General features: G+C 70.6%; 17 protein-coding genes. 11 read left to right on the plus strand and 6 right to left on the minus strand.

Annotated elements, in window-relative coordinates; all coding sequences use genetic code 11:
* Positions 1-27: 27 nt before the first annotated feature.
* From HED23_RS06810 to HED23_RS06820, 3 genes are read right to left on the minus strand one after another with little or no spacing between them, the layout of a single operon-like run.
* Positions 28-807 (minus strand): AIM24 family protein, encoded by a 780-nt coding sequence (locus HED23_RS06810; RefSeq protein ID WP_203182512.1) that lies wholly within the window; start codon positions 805-807, stop codon positions 28-30.
* A complete protein-coding gene (locus HED23_RS06815; protein ID WP_203182513.1) occupies positions 804-1,454 on the minus strand; it encodes an AIM24 family protein in 651 nt (216 codons plus the stop codon). Before HED23_RS06815 ends, HED23_RS06810 begins: the two co-directional genes overlap by 4 nt.
* Positions 1,454-2,086 (minus strand): AIM24 family protein, encoded by a 633-nt coding sequence (locus HED23_RS06820; protein WP_203187389.1) that lies wholly within the window; start codon positions 2,084-2,086, stop codon positions 1,454-1,456. Before HED23_RS06820 ends, HED23_RS06815 begins: the two co-directional genes overlap by 1 nt.
* A 209-nt stretch (positions 2,087-2,295) precedes the next feature.
* Between HED23_RS06820 and HED23_RS06825 the strand changes: the two genes are divergently transcribed.
* The 3 genes from HED23_RS06825 (at position 2,296) to HED23_RS06835 (ending at position 4,528) form a co-directional block, all read left to right on the plus strand.
* On the plus strand, positions 2,296-2,646 hold the full coding sequence (locus tag HED23_RS06825; RefSeq protein ID WP_203182514.1) for a DUF3817 domain-containing protein: 351 nt from the start codon (positions 2,296-2,298) through the stop codon (positions 2,644-2,646).
* Positions 2,643-2,936 (plus strand): MTH1187 family thiamine-binding protein, encoded by a 294-nt coding sequence (locus HED23_RS06830; RefSeq protein WP_015578763.1) that lies wholly within the window; start codon positions 2,643-2,645, stop codon positions 2,934-2,936. The genes HED23_RS06825 and HED23_RS06830 overlap by 4 nt, the downstream gene beginning before the upstream one ends.
* 146 nt (positions 2,937-3,082) lie before the next feature.
* On the plus strand, positions 3,083-4,528 hold the full coding sequence (locus HED23_RS06835) for a glycosyltransferase family 2 protein (protein WP_338019582.1): 1,446 nt from the start codon (positions 3,083-3,085) through the stop codon (positions 4,526-4,528).
* A 131-nt stretch (positions 4,529-4,659) separates the two neighbouring features.
* On the opposite strand, the gene HED23_RS06840 is transcribed toward HED23_RS06835, so the two are convergent.
* On the minus strand, positions 4,660-5,646 hold the full coding sequence (locus tag HED23_RS06840; RefSeq protein ID WP_203182516.1) for an ArsR/SmtB family transcription factor: 987 nt from the start codon (positions 5,644-5,646) through the stop codon (positions 4,660-4,662).
* A 68-nt stretch (positions 5,647-5,714) separates the two neighbouring features.
* Here HED23_RS06840 and HED23_RS06845 point away from each other — a divergent pair, with 68 nt between their 5' ends.
* The 4 genes from HED23_RS06845 (at position 5,715) to HED23_RS06860 (ending at position 9,804) form a co-directional block, all read left to right on the plus strand.
* Entirely contained in the window at positions 5,715-7,058 is a 1,344-nt protein-coding gene (locus HED23_RS06845; RefSeq protein WP_203182517.1) for an MFS transporter, read from the plus strand.
* A 31-nt stretch (positions 7,059-7,089) separates the two neighbouring features.
* Positions 7,090-7,599, plus strand: a complete 510-nt coding sequence (locus HED23_RS06850) for a MarR family winged helix-turn-helix transcriptional regulator (protein WP_203182518.1) — start codon at positions 7,090-7,092, stop codon at positions 7,597-7,599.
* Positions 7,600-7,688: 89 nt separating this feature from the next.
* Entirely contained in the window at positions 7,689-8,021 is a 333-nt protein-coding gene (locus HED23_RS06855; RefSeq protein WP_203182519.1) for a DUF3817 domain-containing protein, read from the plus strand.
* Positions 8,022-8,103: 82 nt separating this feature from the next.
* Positions 8,104-9,804 (plus strand): acyl-CoA mutase large subunit family protein, encoded by a 1,701-nt coding sequence (locus tag HED23_RS06860; protein WP_203182520.1) that lies wholly within the window; start codon positions 8,104-8,106, stop codon positions 9,802-9,804.
* Between the two features lie 109 nt (positions 9,805-9,913).
* On the opposite strand, the gene HED23_RS06865 is transcribed toward HED23_RS06860, so the two are convergent.
* Entirely contained in the window at positions 9,914-10,558 is a 645-nt protein-coding gene (locus HED23_RS06865; RefSeq protein WP_203182521.1) for a TetR/AcrR family transcriptional regulator, read from the minus strand.
* A 318-nt stretch (positions 10,559-10,876) separates the two neighbouring features.
* On the opposite strand from HED23_RS06865, the gene HED23_RS06870 reads away from it, so the two are divergent.
* From HED23_RS06870 to HED23_RS06885, 4 genes are all read left to right on the plus strand, one after another.
* Complete coding sequence (locus HED23_RS06870; RefSeq protein WP_203182522.1) at positions 10,877-11,854, plus strand: tetratricopeptide repeat protein; 978 nt, start codon at positions 10,877-10,879, stop codon at positions 11,852-11,854.
* A gap of 600 nt (positions 11,855-12,454) precedes the next feature.
* The gene (locus HED23_RS06875) at positions 12,455-13,102 is read left to right on the plus strand and encodes a DUF6230 family protein (RefSeq protein ID WP_078468371.1); all 648 of its coding nucleotides are present in this window, start codon (positions 12,455-12,457) and stop codon (positions 13,100-13,102) included.
* 95 nt (positions 13,103-13,197) lie between these two features.
* Entirely contained in the window at positions 13,198-13,749 is a 552-nt protein-coding gene (locus HED23_RS06880; RefSeq protein WP_203182523.1) for a DUF6114 domain-containing protein, read from the plus strand.
* Positions 13,739-14,998: a hypothetical protein gene (locus HED23_RS06885; RefSeq protein ID WP_203182524.1), complete on the plus strand. Its 1,260-nt coding sequence runs from the start codon at positions 13,739-13,741 to the stop codon at positions 14,996-14,998. Before HED23_RS06880 ends, HED23_RS06885 begins: the two co-directional genes overlap by 11 nt.
* 146 nt (positions 14,999-15,144) lie before the next feature.
* On the opposite strand, the gene HED23_RS06890 is transcribed toward HED23_RS06885, so the two are convergent.
* Positions 15,145-15,780: a hypothetical protein gene (locus HED23_RS06890; RefSeq protein WP_203182525.1), complete on the minus strand. Its 636-nt coding sequence runs from the start codon at positions 15,778-15,780 to the stop codon at positions 15,145-15,147.
* Positions 15,781-15,795: the final 15 nt, after the last annotated feature.

Here is a 15,795-nt window from a genome sequence, read left to right on the forward strand (position 1 = left end):
CGGACATCACACTCCGCAGACTACCGCTCACAGCCCGAAGCGACGCTGGATGTCCCCCAGTTGTCCGGGCATGCGGGGTGTGGAGCCGTGTTGACCGCCGCCTCCGGGACGCACGCCCCCCGGTACCCCCGGCTCGTGCGGAACGGCGCCCGTCGCCTGCTCGGGCATCAGGAGTTCCGTCGACTGGAGCAGTACCGTACCCGCCCCGACGAACTCGAACTGGTGCTCCTCGCCCGAGGTGCCGCCGATCCCGGTCAGCGAGCGCAGACCGCCCATCACGCCCGTCATGTAGCCGTGATCGTAGTGGTGGCAGGGGGAAGGGCAGTCCGCCCATCCCACCAGCGCCTGCGGGTCCACCCGCAGAGGAGGCTCCATGAAGACCACCGGACCGTTCGAGGCGGCGACGAACTTCCCCGTCCCGATCAGGGTCAGGAAGCCCGGCACGATCGACTGCTTCAGCGCCAGCGTCGGCTGGTAGGCCAGCAGGTTGCCGGACCGGATCGTCAGGTTGCCGTCCTCCAGGTCGAAGGAGTTCACGTCGAAGGCCCGGTCGGCGAGCAGCATCTTGCCGCTGCCCTCGGCCACCACCCAGTCGCTCGCGTGCAGCGGGGAGTGGAAGCTCGTACGGATCAGCCGCTCGAACCGCCCGTGCCCCACGCCGTTGAAGTCGATCTGCCCGTAGTAGGCGATCATCTTGCCCTTCTGCAGGAACCACCGGCTCCCCTTGAGCTCCACGCAGAAGGTGTACGCGTTGACGTTGTCGTCCGACGGGAGCGTCATCGGGTCGAAAATCACCGGCGTGCTCACAGCTTCTCCTCCGAGGCCTGGACGTACACCGCTCCGCTACCGCTGAGCTCCAGCTGGAACGCCTCGCCGGACCCGCGTCCCATCATGTCGCGCCAGCCGAGCGCGGTGGACAGCTTGTTGGTCACGTCCCCGTGGTGGGCGACGTACGCCTGCGGATCGACGTGCACCGGCCTCCCCGGCGTGATCGGCAGTTCGATCACCCCGCCGTGTGCCATGACGGCGACCGAGCCGTGGCCCTTGAGCGTCGTCGTGAACAGCCCCTGCCCGGTCACCTGGCCGCGCACCATGCCCATCACCCCGCCCTGCGAGCCCATGAACAGGGTGCCCTGCTGGAGCGTCCCGTCGAAGGCGAGCAGCCGGTCGGCCTCCACGCAGAGGGTGTCACCGCTCAGGTCGATCACCTGGATGTGGTGCCCCCCGTGGCCGAACATCACCGTGCCGCTGCCCTCCACCGTCATCAGAGGGGTCGCCTCGCCGGCCACCCGCCGGCCGATCATCGACCCAAGGCCGCCCTGTCCGCCCTGGATGTTCGGGGTGAACGAGACGTCGCCCCGGTAGGCGAGCATCGCGCCGCGCTGGCTGTACATCTTCTGGCCGGGCCCCACGACGGCCTCGACCATCTTCGAGTTGATCTCACGGAACGGCATCAGACATCGCCCCCGACGGTGTTCCGCTCGCTGGGCTGCACGTAGACGAGGCCGTCGCCCTCGAAGCGGATCTGGAACGACTCGCCGGACCCCTCGCCCATGATCGTCCGGAAGTTCACCCCGGACTGGAAGTGCTGCTGGAGCCTGCCCTGGTGGGCGATGTAGGCGCCGGGGTCCACGTTCAGCGGGTACTGGGGCGTCACCCGCAGCACCACGGCGGAGCCGTCCGACATGATCGCGGCCTGGCCGGTGCCCTCGACGGTCGTGGTGAACAGACCGTTGCCGCTCGCACCGCCGCGGAGGCCGGTGAAGGAGGTGCCGGTGCGCAGCCCGGCGTCGGTGGCCAGCAGGTTGCTCGCCTCGACGTACAGCGTCTCGCCGTGCAGCGAGACGAGGTTGATCTCGCTCGCCCGGTCGGCGAAATAGCAGGTGCCCTGCCCCTTCACCTCCATCATCACCATCTGCTCGCCGGTCAGCCGGCGGGTCACCATCCCGCGCAGGCCCTCACCGCCGCCCGACATCTTCTTGAAAGCCATCTGGCCGTCGTACGCGACCATCGAGCCGTTCTTCGCCTTGACGGCATCGCCTGTCAGGTCGACGGCGAGCGTCTTGCTGCCTTGGAGTCGGAACATCGCCACGGTGCGACGTTAGCCGCAGGGGGCTGCGCGGGACAGGGCCCGGGGGCTGATCCCCACCCCGACATGACCCTGATATGCGCTGATACGCGCAGCGGCGGCCGGACACGGACCCCCCGCCCGGGAAGGGCGGGGCCGATGCCACAATGGCACTGCTTGTGCCTGCGTTCACAAGCCGACACGCCCCTCCCACCGAAGGTGCCCTCGTGGACATCAAGACCGCTTCCGCCCTGCACCGGCTGCGCCTCATCTCGCTTCCCGAGGCGCTGTCCTTCCCGGCGCTGCTCATCTTCGGCTCGCTGCTCATGCGGGTCTCGGACATCGACTTCCTGATGCCGCCCCTCGGCGCGCTGCACGGCCTTCTCTTCACGATCTACGTGGTGTTCCTGCTGGACGTGTGGGTCAAGGCCAAGTGGCCGCTCAAGCGCGTCGCACTGTTCTTCCTCCTCGCGGTCGTGCCCTTCGGCGGGCTCTACGGCGAGAAGCTGCTCAAGAAGTACGAGGCCGACGGCGTCATCGCCGCCCGCGCCCGCGCCGAGGGGACGGTCAGCGCATGATCGTCGCCTTCTCCGTCAGCCCCCTGGGCGTCGGCGAGGACGTCGGTGAGTACGTCGCCGACGCCGTCCGTGTGGTCCGTGAGTCCGGGCTGCCCAACCGGACGGACGCGATGTTCACCTCCATCGAGGGGGAGTGGGACGAGGTCATGGACGTCGTCAAGCGCGCCGTCGCCGCCGTCGAGGCCCGTGCGGGCCGCGTCTCGCTGGTGCTGAAGGCCGACATCCGTCCGGGCGTCACCGACGGCCTGACCTCCAAGGTCGAGACGGTGGAGCGGCACCTGGCGGGCTGACCCCGCCCTGCCCCGCACCTCCGTGCACACGAAGAGCCCCCGACCCGGGGGCTCTTCCCGTTCGGGCGAAGAAACCCCCTCACTCGGACCTCCCCGGTCGACACGTCGTCACATCTCCCCTTCTGTGGGGATACGCATATCCGGCCATGGGAGGCGTGATGTCGTCGGAGGGCTACGACCAGGACAACCACAGCCGTCTCGCGGGTCTGCTCGCAGAGCCGCCGGCGGCCGGCTACCGGGTGCGGTACCGAGACCTCCCGCGAACCGGCGGGGGCCGGACGGGAGCGGTCCTCCTGATGGCTCTCGCCCCCGTGCTCGCGGGACTGCCGCTGCTCCACGTGCTGTGGCCGACGCACTGGACCGGTCGCGGGGACGTGCGGAGGTGGCTGGTGCTCGCCGACTCCGTGACGCTGGTGTCCGTCGGCCTGATGGAACTGTTCCTGCTGGTCAACGTGGTGGTCGTCGCGTACGCGGCGTCGGTGGCCCGGGATCCGGTCCCGGTCGCGCCGGAGCGCGGCACCGTGCTCGCCTTCCTCGCCACCTACGTGCCGGGCAGGGAGCACCTCTCGACGGTGCGGGCCACCCTGGAGGGCGCCGTGGGCATGCGGCACCCCGGACCGTTCGACGTCTGGCTGCTCGACGAGAGTGACGACCCGGAGGCCAGGATGCTCTGCGCGGAGCTGGGTGTGCACCACTTCACCCGCCTCGGGGTGCCCGAGTGGAACCGGCAGAAGGGCCCGCACAGGACCGGCACGAGACACGGCAACCTCAACGCGTGGCTCGCCAAGCACGGCGACGACTACGACTTCCTCGCCTCCGTGGACACCGGGCACATCCCGCCGCCGTGCTTCCTGGAGGGGATGACGGGCTACTTCCGCGACCCGGACGTCGCCTTCGTCGTCGGCCCGCCGGTCCACGGAAGTCACGCGACTGCCGTCGGCGGGGCCGCCGGGGCCCCGCAGCCCCTCTTCCACGCGCTGGTCCAGCGGGCGGGCAACCGCTACGGGGCGCCCGTGCTCGCCGGCGCCGGCCGTGTCATGCGCGTCGCGGCCGTGCGCCGGGCCGGCGGCTTCCACGATTCCGCCGCAGGGGACGTGGCCACCGGTCTCGGTGTCCACCGCCTGCGCAACCCGCTGACCGGACGGTACTGGCGCTCGGTCCACGCCCCTGACGTCCCGGCCGTCGGGAAGGGCTCCTCCGCCCCGGCCTACGCCTCCGCCCGTCGGCCCCGCCGCTCGCGGGGTGCGTACGGGGCGCTGCTGCGGCAGTACGGGAAGGCGCTGTTCCGCGTTCCGCCCGGACGGCTCCTCGGCTACACGCTGACGCTGCTCCGCCGCCCGGTGGCAGCTGTCACCTGCCTGTTCTGCGTGCTGGGCTGTCTGCTGGCCCTGACCCACGCCGAGACGCGCGTCTGGGCGGTGACCGCCGTGGTGGCCGCCGCCCTGCCGCCCGGCCTGGTGTGGTGCCTCACCCTGCTGCGCGGGCGAGTGAGCCGCAGGGCCCGGGGCCGGTCCCGGAGCGCGCGGCCTGTCCAGGACGGCGAGTCGGCGCTGGCCACCGCCACTGCGGGCAGCCCGGCGGCGGGCAGCTGATCCCGCGCCGGTGAGCGGGGCCCCGCCTACAGTCCCCGTCCACCGCCCACAGTCCCCGTCCATCGGCCCGGGCCCCGCTCACGCTCCCCGTCCACCGGCCCGGGCTCCGCTCACCGGCCCCGGCCCCGCGCTCAGGTCTCCTGCGCCGCAAGCGCGATGCCCAGCGGGGTGCGCTCGTACAGCACCTGATGTCCGTACCGCCGCGAGGTGAGCAGGCCTGCCGCGCGCAGCGCCGACAGATGCGCCGACACCGAGGACGGGGCGAGTGAGAGCCGGTGCGCCAGCGCGCTCGTCCCGGCCGGTTCGCCGAGGGCGCACAGTACGTCGGCGCGGGCCCTGCCCAGCAGCCGGGCGAGGGCTGCGGGAGTCCGGTCGGCCGATTCCGTCCACAGCCCCCCGATGCCGCGCGCGGGGTAGATCACGGCGGGCAGCCAGGGAGGCTCGTAGCCGCCGACCACGTCCGGCCACACGAAGACGCTGGGCATCAGGACCAGCCCCTGCCCGCCCAGGACCCGGCTGTGGTCCCCTCTGGTGCCGGCCACGGTCAGGGTCGAGTCCGCCCAGCGCAGCTGCGGGCTGATCTCGGCCAGGAGGCGCTCGAAGCCGACCTCGGCGAGGCGGCGCGAGTGGAAGGCGATGTCCGCCTCCAGCAGGGCGCGCAGCCTGGGCCAGTGCGGCTCGACCATCACCCGCCAGGCCTGCTCCAGCAGGTCCGCCAGCTCCCTGACCGCGCGGGCCGGGTCGGCCAGCAGCCGCCGTCCGGCGGGAGAGGCCGTCCCGCCCGGGGTGTCGGCGAGCGCGAGGGCCATGTCGTCGCGGGCGGCGGCGGGATCCGTCGCGCGGACGGTCGCGATCTCCTCGGCGAAGGTGGCGAGAGGCCCGAGCGGGGGCGGGCAGATGAAGTCGGGGTTGTGGCCGCCGTCCGGCATCAGCAGCCACAGCGGCGTGAGATCCAGCCCGGCGGCGCCCTCCCCGATCCGCCGCAGCCAGGGCAGGTGGTAACCGTGCCGGCCCGGCCGGTGGAGGGTGCGTACGGCTTCCTGCGTCTCCCAGAGCGGCGAGAGGGCGAAGCGGCAGCGGAGCAGATCGCTCTCGTCGAAGTACAGATGGAACGGCATGGGCACCCAAGTTTCGGCGTGAGCCGAAAGTCTACTGAGGTGCCGGGCCGTTCCTCCAAGCTGCGTCCATGCCGAGCGACACAGTCACCCCGGGTACACCCCGCGAAGAGTCCGCCGCCGAGGCTCTGCCCCCGGTCCCGCCCCCCGCCGTGCCTCCGGAGCACGCCGTCACGACCGGTCCGGGACCCGCTCCGGGCGCGGGATACCGGGCCGTGTTCGCCGTGCGGGAGTTCCGGTCGGTCTTCGCCGCGCATCTGCTCTCGCTCCTCGGCGTGGTCGTCAGCGAACTCGCCCTCACCGTGCTCGTCTACGACCTCACCGGCTCACCCCTGCTGTCCGCGCTCACCCTGGCGCTCGGCTTCCTGCCGTACGTCGTGGGCGGCACGCTCTTCGCCGGGGTCGCCGACCGCTACCCCGCCCGCCGGGTCCTGGTCACCTGCGACCTGATCTGCGCCGGCTGCGTCGCCGTGATGGTGCTGCCCGGCATCCCCGTCGCGGGGCTCCTCGTGCTGCGTTGCCTGGTGGCCGCGGTGGCGCCCGTCTTCACCGGGACGCGGACGGCGGCCCTCACCGACATCCTCGGTGAGGGTGACCTCTACGTCCTCGGGCGTTCGCTGCTGCGCCTGGTCTCGCAGAGCGCCCTGTTCGCCGGCTTCGGTGCGGGCGGGGTGCTCCTCACGGCCCTGTCGCCGCGCGGGGCGATCGCGGTCACCGTGGTCACGTTCCTCTGCTCGGCGGCGCTGCTGCGCCTCGGCACCAGGGACCGGCCCGCCCGCGGCGCAGGGGACGCCGGTGGCGCGCTGCTCAAGGACTCGCTGGCCGGGGCGCGCGCCGTCCTCGGCGACCGCCGGATCCGCGGGCTGCTCCTGCTCTTCTGGGTGCCGGCCTTCTTCGTGGTGGCGCCGGAGGCCCTCGCCGCGCCCTACGCGGAGGCCATCGGCGCCGGCCCCGCCGTCCTCGGGGTGCTGATGTGCTCGACGGCGATCGGTCACATCGGTGCCGAGCTGTACGTGGGCACCGCCCTGGGCCCCCGCGCCCGCAGCCGGATCGTGCTGCCGGCCGCCGCCCTCGGGCTGCTGCCCCTCCTGTTGTTCGGGTTCCGCCCGGGCATGGCCCTCACCGTCGCCGCCCTGGTGCTGGCCGGGGCCGGTGCGGCGTACATCATCGGGCTCGACCAGTGGTTCGTCGACGCGGTCCCCGAGCACCTGCGGGGCCGGGCCATGACGGTCCTCACCGCCGGCCTGATGACGGCGCAGGGCATCGGCATGGCCCTCGCGGGAGTGGCCGCGGAGTTCTTCCCGGTGCACCAGGTGGTCGCGGGCTCGGGAGCGGTCGGTACCGTCTGCTCGCTCCTGCTGGTCGTGGAGGTGCGTAGAACGCGTGTCCGGTACCGAAAGGCGAGACAGGGCTGACCGTCAAGTGACCAGTGGGTAAGGTCGTGCCGTGCCGAAGCCGCTCAGCCTCCCCTTCGATCCCATCGCCCGCGCCGAGGAACTCTGGCACCGGCGCTGGGGGCCGGTGCCCTCCATGGGGGCGATCACGTCGATCATGCGCGCGCAGCAGATCCTGCTGGCCGAGGTGGACGCGGTGGTCAAGCCGTACGGGCTGACCTTCGCGCGGTACGAGGCCCTGGTCCTGCTCACCTTCTCCCAGGCCGGTGAGCTGCCGATGTCCAAGATCGGCGAGCGCCTGATGGTGCACCCCACCTCGGTGACGAACACCGTCGACCGGCTGGTGCGATCGGGTCTGGTCGACAAGCGCCCCAACCCCAACGACGGGCGCGGAACCCTGGCCTCCATCACGGACAAGGGCCGCGAGGTCGTCGAGGCCGCCAGTCAGGACCTGATGGCGATGGACTTCGGCCTCGGCGTGTACGACGACGAGGAGTGCGCCGAGATCTTCGCCATGCTCCGGCCGCTGCGGGTGGCGGCCCAGGACTTCGAGGACGAGTAGCGACCGGTGTGACGGGTGCGCACACGGGTGCCGCGGCGGGAGCCGGGGTGCTGCAAGATCGCCCCGGCCGCCCGGTTAGGCTCGGTGCCATGAAACGCAGCGTGCTGACCCGCTATCGGGTGATGGCCTACGTCACCGCCGTCATGTTGATGATCCTGTGCGTGTGCATGGTCTTCAAGTACGGATTCGACACGGGTGAGAATGTGACCTTCGCGGTGTCGCAGCTCCACGGTGTCCTCTTCATCATCTATCTGATCTTCGCCTTCGACCTCGGCTCCAAGGCGAAGTGGCCGATCGGCAAGCTCCTCTGGGTGCTGATCTCCGGCACCATCCCGACGGCCGCGTTCTTCGTCGAGCGCAAGGTCGTCCGCGAGGTCGAGCCGCTGATCACCGACAGGCCCGCGCAGCCCGTCAAGGCCTGAACCGCACGACCTGACCGCCCCGCGCGAAGCGCCGGGCGGTTTGCCGTCGACATTTACTAGGACGTCCTAGTAAATTTGATCCATGGACGCTCATGCGATCGAGGAAGGCCGCCGCCGCTGGCAGGCCCGTTACGACAAGGCCCGCAAGCGTGACGCGGACTTCACCACGCTCTCCGGGGACCCGGTGGAGCCCGTGTACGGGCCCCGCCCCGGTGACACGTACGAGGGCTTCGAGCGGATCGGCTGGCCCGGCGAGTACCCCTTCACCCGGGGACTCCATCCCACCGGCTACCGCGGCCGCACCTGGACCATCCGCCAGTTCGCCGGCTTCGGCAACGCCGAGCAGACCAACGAGCGGTACAAGACCATCCTGGCCAACGGCGGCGGCGGACTCAGCGTCGCCTTCGACATGCCGACCCTGATGGGCCGCGACTCCGACGACCCCCGCTCGCTCGGCGAGGTCGGCCACTGCGGCGTCGCCATCGACTCCGCCGCCGACATGGAGGTCCTGTTCCAGGACATCCCGCTCGGCGACGTCACCACCTCCATGACGATCAGCGGCCCCGCCGTCCCCGTCTTCTGCATGTACCTGGTCGCCGCGGAGCGCCAGGGCGTCGACCCGGCCGTACTCAACGGCACGCTCCAGACCGACATCTTCAAGGAGTACATCGCGCAGAAGGAGTGGCTCTTCGAGCCCGAGCCCCATCTGCGTCTCATCGGCGACCTGATGGAGCACTGCGCCCGCGACATCCCCGCCTACAAGCCGCTGTCGGTCTCCGGCTACCACATCCGCGAGGCCGGGGCCACGGCCGCGCAGGAGCTGGCGTACACACTCGCCGACGGCTTCGGATACGTGGAGCTCGGCCTCTCGCGCGGTCTGGACGTCGACACGTTCGCCCCCGGGCTGTCCTTCTTCTTCGATGCGCACCTCGACTTCTTCGAGGAGATCGCCAAATTCCGTGCCGCCCGCCGGATCTGGGCCCGCTGGATGAAGGAGACCTACGGCGCGAAGACCGACAAGGCGCAGTGGCTCCGATTCCACACCCAGACCGCCGGGGTCTCGCTCACCGCCCAGCAGCCGTACAACAACGTCGTACGCACCGCCGTGGAGGCGCTGTCCGCCGTCCTCGGCGGCACCAACTCCCTGCACACCAACGCCCTGGACGAGACGCTCGCCCTCCCCTCCGAGCAGGCCGCCGAGATCGCGCTGCGCACCCAGCAGGTGCTCATGGAGGAGACCGGCGTCGCCAACGTCGCCGACCCGCTGGGCGGTTCGTGGTATGTCGAGCAGCTCACCGACCGCATCGAGGCCGACGCCGAGAAGATCTTCGAGCAGATCAAGGAGCGCGGCACCCGGGCGCACCCGGACGGCAAGCACCCCATCGGCCCGATGACCTCGGGAATCCTGCGCGGCATCGAGGACGGCTGGTTCACCGGCGAGACCGCCGAATCCGCCTTCCGCTACCAGCAGTCGCTGGAGAAGGGCGAGAAGCGCGTCGTCGGAGTCAACGTCCACCACGGCTCCGTCACCGGGGACCTGGAGATCCTGCGGGTCAGCCACGAGGTCGAGCGCGAGCAGGTGCGTGAGCTCGCCGGGCGCAAGGAGGGCCGGAAGGAAGGAGAGGTCCGAAGCGCGCTGGACGCCATGCTGGCCGCCGCGCGTGACGGCTCGAACATGATCGGCCCGATGCTGGAGGCCGTACGGGCGGAGGCGACCCTCGGCGAGATCTGCGGGGTGCTGCGCGACGAGTGGGGCGTCTACACGGAGCCGCCGGGCTTCTGACGGCCGGGCGGAGGCCCGGCCCGGAGCCGTCGGACCCCGGAGCCGTCGGACCCCGGAGCCGTCGGACCCCGGAGCCGTCAGGCCCCGGGGCCGTCGGCCCCCGGAGCCGTCAGGCCCCGGGGCGTCGCTCCGCCGCCGCGGCGCCCAGCCCGCAGAGCAGCAGCACGGTGAAGCGCCGGGCCCAGTCGGTGTCGACGGGCTCGGCGCTCACCAGCGTCCGGTGCACCACGGCCCCGGCGATCACGTCGAAGATCAGGTCGGCGGTGCGGGCCGCCACCACCGTGTCCGGCTCGGCGGGCAGTTCGCCGCGGCGCTGCGCACGCTCACGTCCCTGCAGGACGAGGTGCTTCTGCCGGGTCACGATCGAAGCGCGTATGCGGTCCCTCAGCGCTTCGTCCCGCGTCGACTCGGCGACCACGGCCATCAGCGCCGTCTTGGTCTCCGGCCGTTCCAGCAGGGCGGCGAACTGGAGGACCACGGCCTCCACGTCCGCCGCGAGGCTGCCGAGGTCGGGCAGCTCCAGCTCGTCGAAGAGGACGGCGACGGCATCGACCACCAGTTCGTTCTTGCCTGCCCAGCGGCGGTAGAGGGTCGTCTTGGCGACCCCCGCCCGCGTCGCCACGTCGCCCATGGTCAGCTTCGACCAGCCGAGGTCGACCAGCGACTCACGGGTCGCCTCCAGGATCGCGGCGTCGGCCTCGGCACTGCGGGGACGTCCGGACCGGGTGGGTTCCATGGGGCTGAGGCTCGGCATGCGGCGACCATACCGGCCGGTAAGTAGTGCTGACCGGGGCGGGAACCCGTGAGACAGATCACCGCGGGCTCTTGCCCCGGAGGGGGGCCGGGCAGTTACGCTACGGGTCGTAGCGTAAGAAGCGACGGTCAGTCCGTCGTGGCGCGACGACCGATCGACAGCCACAGGCACCGGGTGGGGACCCGGCGCCGAACACGGGGTTTTTCAGGGCCTCGGAACCGCTCCCGTCCGCGCGCCGCGCACACCGGCGTGGCTGTGGACGGAGGCGGTTCGCGGATCGCTTTCCGGAACGGTGCGCCCAGGGGGGAGGATGTACGTATGCAGCCTAGGAACATGTCCATGAGCGGTGTCGTCGACCTCGCCGCTGTGAAGGCGGCCGGCGACGCGAAGGCGAAGGCGGAGCAGGCCCGTGCGGAGTCTGCCCGGCAGGGGGGCGCCGGTGCCGTCGCGCCCGTCTCCCTGGTGATCGACGTCGATGAGGCCGGCTTCGAGACCGACGTCCTCCAGCGCTCCACCGAAGTCCCCGTCGTCATCGACTTCTGGGCCGAGTGGTGCGAACCGTGCAAGCAGCTCGGCCCGCTCCTGGAGCGTCTCGCCGTCGAGTACAACGGCCGTTTCGTACTGGCCAAGGTCGATGTCGACGCCAATCAGATGCTGATGCAGCAGTTCGGGATCCAGGGCATCCCCGCGGTCTTCGCGGTGGTGGCCGGACAGGCCCTTCCGCTCTTCCAGGGCGCGGCCCCCGAGAGCCAGATCCGCCAGACGCTGGACCAGCTGATCCAGGTCGGCGAGGAGCGTTTCGGCCTGACCGGGATCATCGTGGACCCGGACGCCGGAGCCGGTGACGGGGAGGGCGTCCCCGCCGAGGTGCCCGCGGGACCGTACGACGCGCAGCTCGAAGCGGCCGCCCAGGCCCTGGACGCCAACGACTTCGCCGGTGCGGTCGAGGCGTACAAGGGCATCCTGGCCGACGACCCGGTCAACACCGAGGCGAAGCTGGGTCTGGCCCAGGCCGAGCTGCTGGGCCGCGTCGCCGGGATGGACCCGCAGAAGGTCCGCGAGGAGGCCGCGGAGAATCCGGCCGAGCCGGCGGCGCAGATGGCCGCCGCCGACCTGGATCTCGTGGGCGGCCACGTGGAGGACGCCTTCGGGCGGCTCGTCGAGACGGTGCGCCGTAACTTCGGCGACGACCGCGACGCCGTGCGGGTGCGGCTCCTGGAGCTCTTCGAGGTGATCGGCCCCGACGATCCCCGGGTCACCGCCGCCCGGACCGCCCTGGCGCGCGTCTTGTTCTGATGTGACAACACGGCCGTGGGGCCCTCCGGGCGCCACGGCCGTTTTCGCGGGCGAACGACAACAGACGCTTCTGCTTTACCAAAACTTGATAAAAGTACGTACTGTTACTCGCAGTAAATCACCTTCAGGGGTCTGTCCGGTTTCGGGTCGTAATCCCGTCATTCGCATGCCCCTTTGACGACACCCTGTGTGGCCGGTCGGTATCCTCCTGTCGCGTCCCGGTTATCGGGTCGTTACTAGTCAGTAACGACCCCCCTTGTGTCACGGCCGCGAATGCACCACGATCGGCCACGCTCGGTCCAATACCCGCCGGTCCGACGGCCAGTCGGCGCAGGTGGGTCCGTTGGGTCCCCACCGGGTGGTCGGCGGCAGTGGCGCCGATCGCGGACAGGGGGGTTCCTGCCCCTGGGCAGGGCCTGTCCGAACCGGCTGCGCAGACGCGCGGCCAGTGGTTGTCGCTCGGGGGTGATCGCCGGTGATTCGGATGCGGTACGCGCCTCCGGTCCGGGCGCTCTCCTTCCCGAGGACGTAGCACTTCTCCCATCCCAGGGCGGGCATGACGCCCGTACCGGAGATGTACGTCCGAGAAGGAGGAAATATATGAGTTCGCAGGTTCGCGGTGGTACCAGATGGAAGCGTTTCGCTCTGGTCATGGTGCCGAGCGTCGTCGCGACCGCCGCAGTCGGCGTGGGCCTGGCACAGGGTGCGCTCGCCGCGTCGTTCAGCGTGTCCGGCCAGGAGTTCAAGGTGAAGGCCACCCAGCTCGAGGGCTGGGACTTCGTCCAGTACGGCAGTGTGGCCTCGGGCAAGACGCTCGACGGCAAGGAGATGCACGCCCCGGTGGCGGTGTCGGGCTTCAGCAAGGCCTACATCACCAACATGTGCCAGTCGGTCGTCACACCCAAGGTTCCCGGTGTCGGCAACGTCACGCTGAGGCTGGAGGCAGGCGGCAAGGGGCATGACCCCGTCTTCGCCAAGAGCCTCTACCTCGACGTGTCCCAGCTCGACGCCGACGCCGAGTTCAAGAACATCGACATCGGTGTGGCCGCGGGTTCCCTTCCGAAGACGGATGGAAAGCCCGGGATTCAGCCGAACACCCAGGCGAACCCCAACGGCTTCTCGCAGCGTGCCGAGAAGGCCTTGCTGAAGAACGTCGAGCAGAAGGCGTGGGCCACGACGGCCGGCACCTTCAACCTCAGCGGGCTGAAGCTGCGGCTCTCCACGGGCACCGACCAGGAGTGCTACTAAGCACCCGCCCGGGTGGCCGGAGCTCGCACCACCGGCTTCCGGCCACCCGTCTTCTCTCCTCTCACAGCAGTACCGGTTCCAGGGAGCTGTTTTCCATGAGCCCCGAGTCCACAGGGCAGAACGAGCACCACCTCACCGTCTACCGGCGGGGATTCCGCACCTGGCGGGGTAACCGGCCGTTCTGGGCGGGTCTGTTCACCATGGCGGGTGGCCTTCCCATCGCCTACTTCCCGTACGCCAACATGCACCTCGGCAATGTCACGCTGGCGATGTCCACCACGGCCGGCGCCGGTTCGCTGATCATCGGGGTCCTGCTCGTCACGCTGGGCTTCACGATGTGGTTCCACCACATCGTGCGGGTGTTCGCAGGGGTCGCCGCGATCCTGCTCGCGCTCGTCTCCATACCCGTCGCCAACATAGGCGGCTTCATCATCGGTTTCCTGTTCTCACTTCTCGGCGGAGCACTCTCCATCGCGTGGGCTCCAGGTGAGGCGACGGCTGACCCGGGGCACGAGGGCGCGGACGCGTCCCGGGCCGACGCCCCGGCACACGAGCAGGAAGTCCACGACACGGCTGAGGCCCCTCGGAGGCCGATGCTGTTCGAGGCGGCGGCGGAGGCCGACGGCGGGAGGCATCGTGCGGGGTGACGACAGCCGGACCGACGACTTCCGGCCGGAGAGCCTTCCGGAGCGAAGAGGGCCCCGCCACGCGGCGCCCAGGAAGTCACTCCTGACCAAGCTGCACCTGCCCGCGGGCAAGAAGGCGTTCGCGCTCGCCGCGATGCCGACGGCCGTCTTCGTGGGCATGGGACTCACCCCCAAGCTGGCCATGGCCGACGACAACTCGGACATCCCGTTCGCGCCCGGGCCGTGTGTGACCCGCTCCGACGAGCCGTCCGAGTCGCAGGAACCCGAGGCGGAGCCGACCCCGAGCGCCACACCGTCCGACGACGCCGGCAAGGACGACGCCGGCAAGGACGAAGGGGCCGCGACGCCGGAGCCCTCCGCGAGTCCGAGCGCGGGTGCGTCCGAGGAGGACAGGTCCGGGGGAACCGCCGGGGACAAGGCCGGCACCTCGGCCACTCCCTCGCCCACCGAGTCGAAGAACCCCCTCGACCCGCTGGGTGTCGGTGACGCGCTCAAGGATCTCTTCGACGGACCGGACAAGGAGACGGCCGCGCCGTCCCCCAGCGCCACCGCCGAGAGCCCGGAGCCGTCGGAGAGCGCCTCCACCGAACCGGTGGAGGAGGCGGCTGACGCGGCGAAGGACACGGTCGACAAGACCACCGACGCCATCCGTGAGGCGGCCGAGAAGGCGGGGAAGGACGTCGAGGAGCTCGACGACGACGTCAAGGGTCTCGACCCCGTCAAGGACGAGGACATCCCGGACGGCGCGAAGGAACGCTTCCCCTGCCCGACCGCCGACCCCGACGCGCTCGCCGCGGCCGAACTGGAGCAGGGCATCCCGCTGCTCCCGGACGACCCGTGGACGCTGGAGACCTCCAGGCTCACGCTCAACGGGCTGGACTACGCGGGCATCGTCGAGGTGAAGACGTACAGCGGCAAGGTCAAGAAGGTCCTGAAGTTCACGGCCGGCTCCATCGACATCAAGGATCTGCACCAGCTGACGACGGGCCCGGCCGGAACGACCGGCCACGTCAAGGCGCGCGGCGGTTCCACGTCGACGATCCGCGACGGCGAAGTGACGATGTACACGGAGAAGCTCGAGGGCAACCTCTTCGGGCTCATCCCGATCACCTTCAGCCCGGAGACTCCTCCGCCGCTGAACGTCCCGTTCGCCTTCTTCACCGACGCGACGGTGACCCAGGCCGGCCAGTTCGGCGGCACGCTCACGGTCCCCGGCCTGTCGAACTACCTCACCGGTGGCAACAGCTAGCCAGGGCCTCCCGTCCGGATCAGGCCGGACGGTGATGTGCGTGGACCGACTCGTTCGGGAGCCGCACAACACTGCGGGCCGCCCCCCTCACCGAGGGAGGCGGCCCGCAGCCATGTCGTGGCGGAGTACCGGTCGCCGTGCGCGCGCTACGCGTCCACGAGGTACTCGATGTCGCCCACGACGTACTCCCCGTACCGGAACGCGACCCCGAGCTCCACCAGTTGTGTGTACCGCTCCCTCGACAGACGCAGGTAATGCGGGGACAGCGAGTCACTTCTGATGGGCAGGGCCCGCAGCAGCAGCCGGAAGGCGAGATCCGGTGTGCAGCGATCGACGCACTCGGTGAGTGCCCGGACCAACTCCCGGTCGAGTACGCCGTCGAACCCGTCGACGGCGGCCCGGACCCGGCCGGCGAGCTCCCGCCCCTCGTACCGGTCCGCCTCGGACAGCGTCACGGGATCCGTAAGGCGGGCGAGCCAGACGTCGCACAGACCGATCAACTGCCGCATCCACGCGGCACCGTCCGTGGGGCCGCCGCGGTGGAAGAAACGCCCCCCGCCCTCCACGCACCCTTCCCACAGCACGGTGACGTGGCCGGCGGGGAGCACGTCGTGGAGGAGGCGGGCGTCACGGCGCACCAGCAACACGGCTTCCGGCTCCAGCTCCTCCACGAACTGACCGGCCACGGCCTCCGCTTCCGTGGAGGCGTCCAGCGTCCAGTCCTGGTGGAAGAAGCTCATGACCCAGGGGATACCGAACGTGAACTCCGTGGACCGGTCCATCGTCCATCTCCTTCC

The organism is Streptomyces pratensis, assembly GCF_016804005.1.
Lineage (GTDB): Bacteria > Actinomycetota > Actinomycetes > Streptomycetales > Streptomycetaceae > Streptomyces > Streptomyces pratensis_A.

Coding starts and splice junctions, on each gene's coding strand:
- HED23_RS06815 (WP_203182513.1), bottom strand. CDS start 1,454: ATGCCGTTCCGTGAGATCAACTCGAAGATGGTCGAGGCCGTCGTGGGG.
- HED23_RS06820 (WP_203187389.1), bottom strand. CDS start 2,086: ATGTTCCGACTCCAAGGCAGCAAGACGCTCGCCGTCGACCTGACAGGC.
- HED23_RS06830 (WP_015578763.1), top strand. CDS start 2,643: ATGATCGTCGCCTTCTCCGTCAGCCCCCTGGGCGTCGGCGAGGACGTC.
- HED23_RS06835 (WP_338019582.1), top strand. CDS start 3,083: ATGGGAGGCGTGATGTCGTCGGAGGGCTACGACCAGGACAACCACAGC.
- HED23_RS06840 (WP_203182516.1), bottom strand. CDS start 5,646: ATGCCGTTCCATCTGTACTTCGACGAGAGCGATCTGCTCCGCTGCCGC.
- HED23_RS06845 (WP_203182517.1), top strand. CDS start 5,715: ATGCCGAGCGACACAGTCACCCCGGGTACACCCCGCGAAGAGTCCGCC.
- HED23_RS06855 (WP_203182519.1), top strand. CDS start 7,689: ATGAAACGCAGCGTGCTGACCCGCTATCGGGTGATGGCCTACGTCACC.
- HED23_RS06860 (WP_203182520.1), top strand. CDS start 8,104: ATGGACGCTCATGCGATCGAGGAAGGCCGCCGCCGCTGGCAGGCCCGT.
- HED23_RS06865 (WP_203182521.1), bottom strand. CDS start 10,558: ATGCCGAGCCTCAGCCCCATGGAACCCACCCGGTCCGGACGTCCCCGC.
- HED23_RS06870 (WP_203182522.1), top strand. CDS start 10,877: ATGCAGCCTAGGAACATGTCCATGAGCGGTGTCGTCGACCTCGCCGCT.
- HED23_RS06875 (WP_078468371.1), top strand. CDS start 12,455: ATGAGTTCGCAGGTTCGCGGTGGTACCAGATGGAAGCGTTTCGCTCTG.
- HED23_RS06880 (WP_203182523.1), top strand. CDS start 13,198: ATGAGCCCCGAGTCCACAGGGCAGAACGAGCACCACCTCACCGTCTAC.
- HED23_RS06890 (WP_203182525.1), bottom strand. CDS start 15,780: ATGGACCGGTCCACGGAGTTCACGTTCGGTATCCCCTGGGTCATGAGC.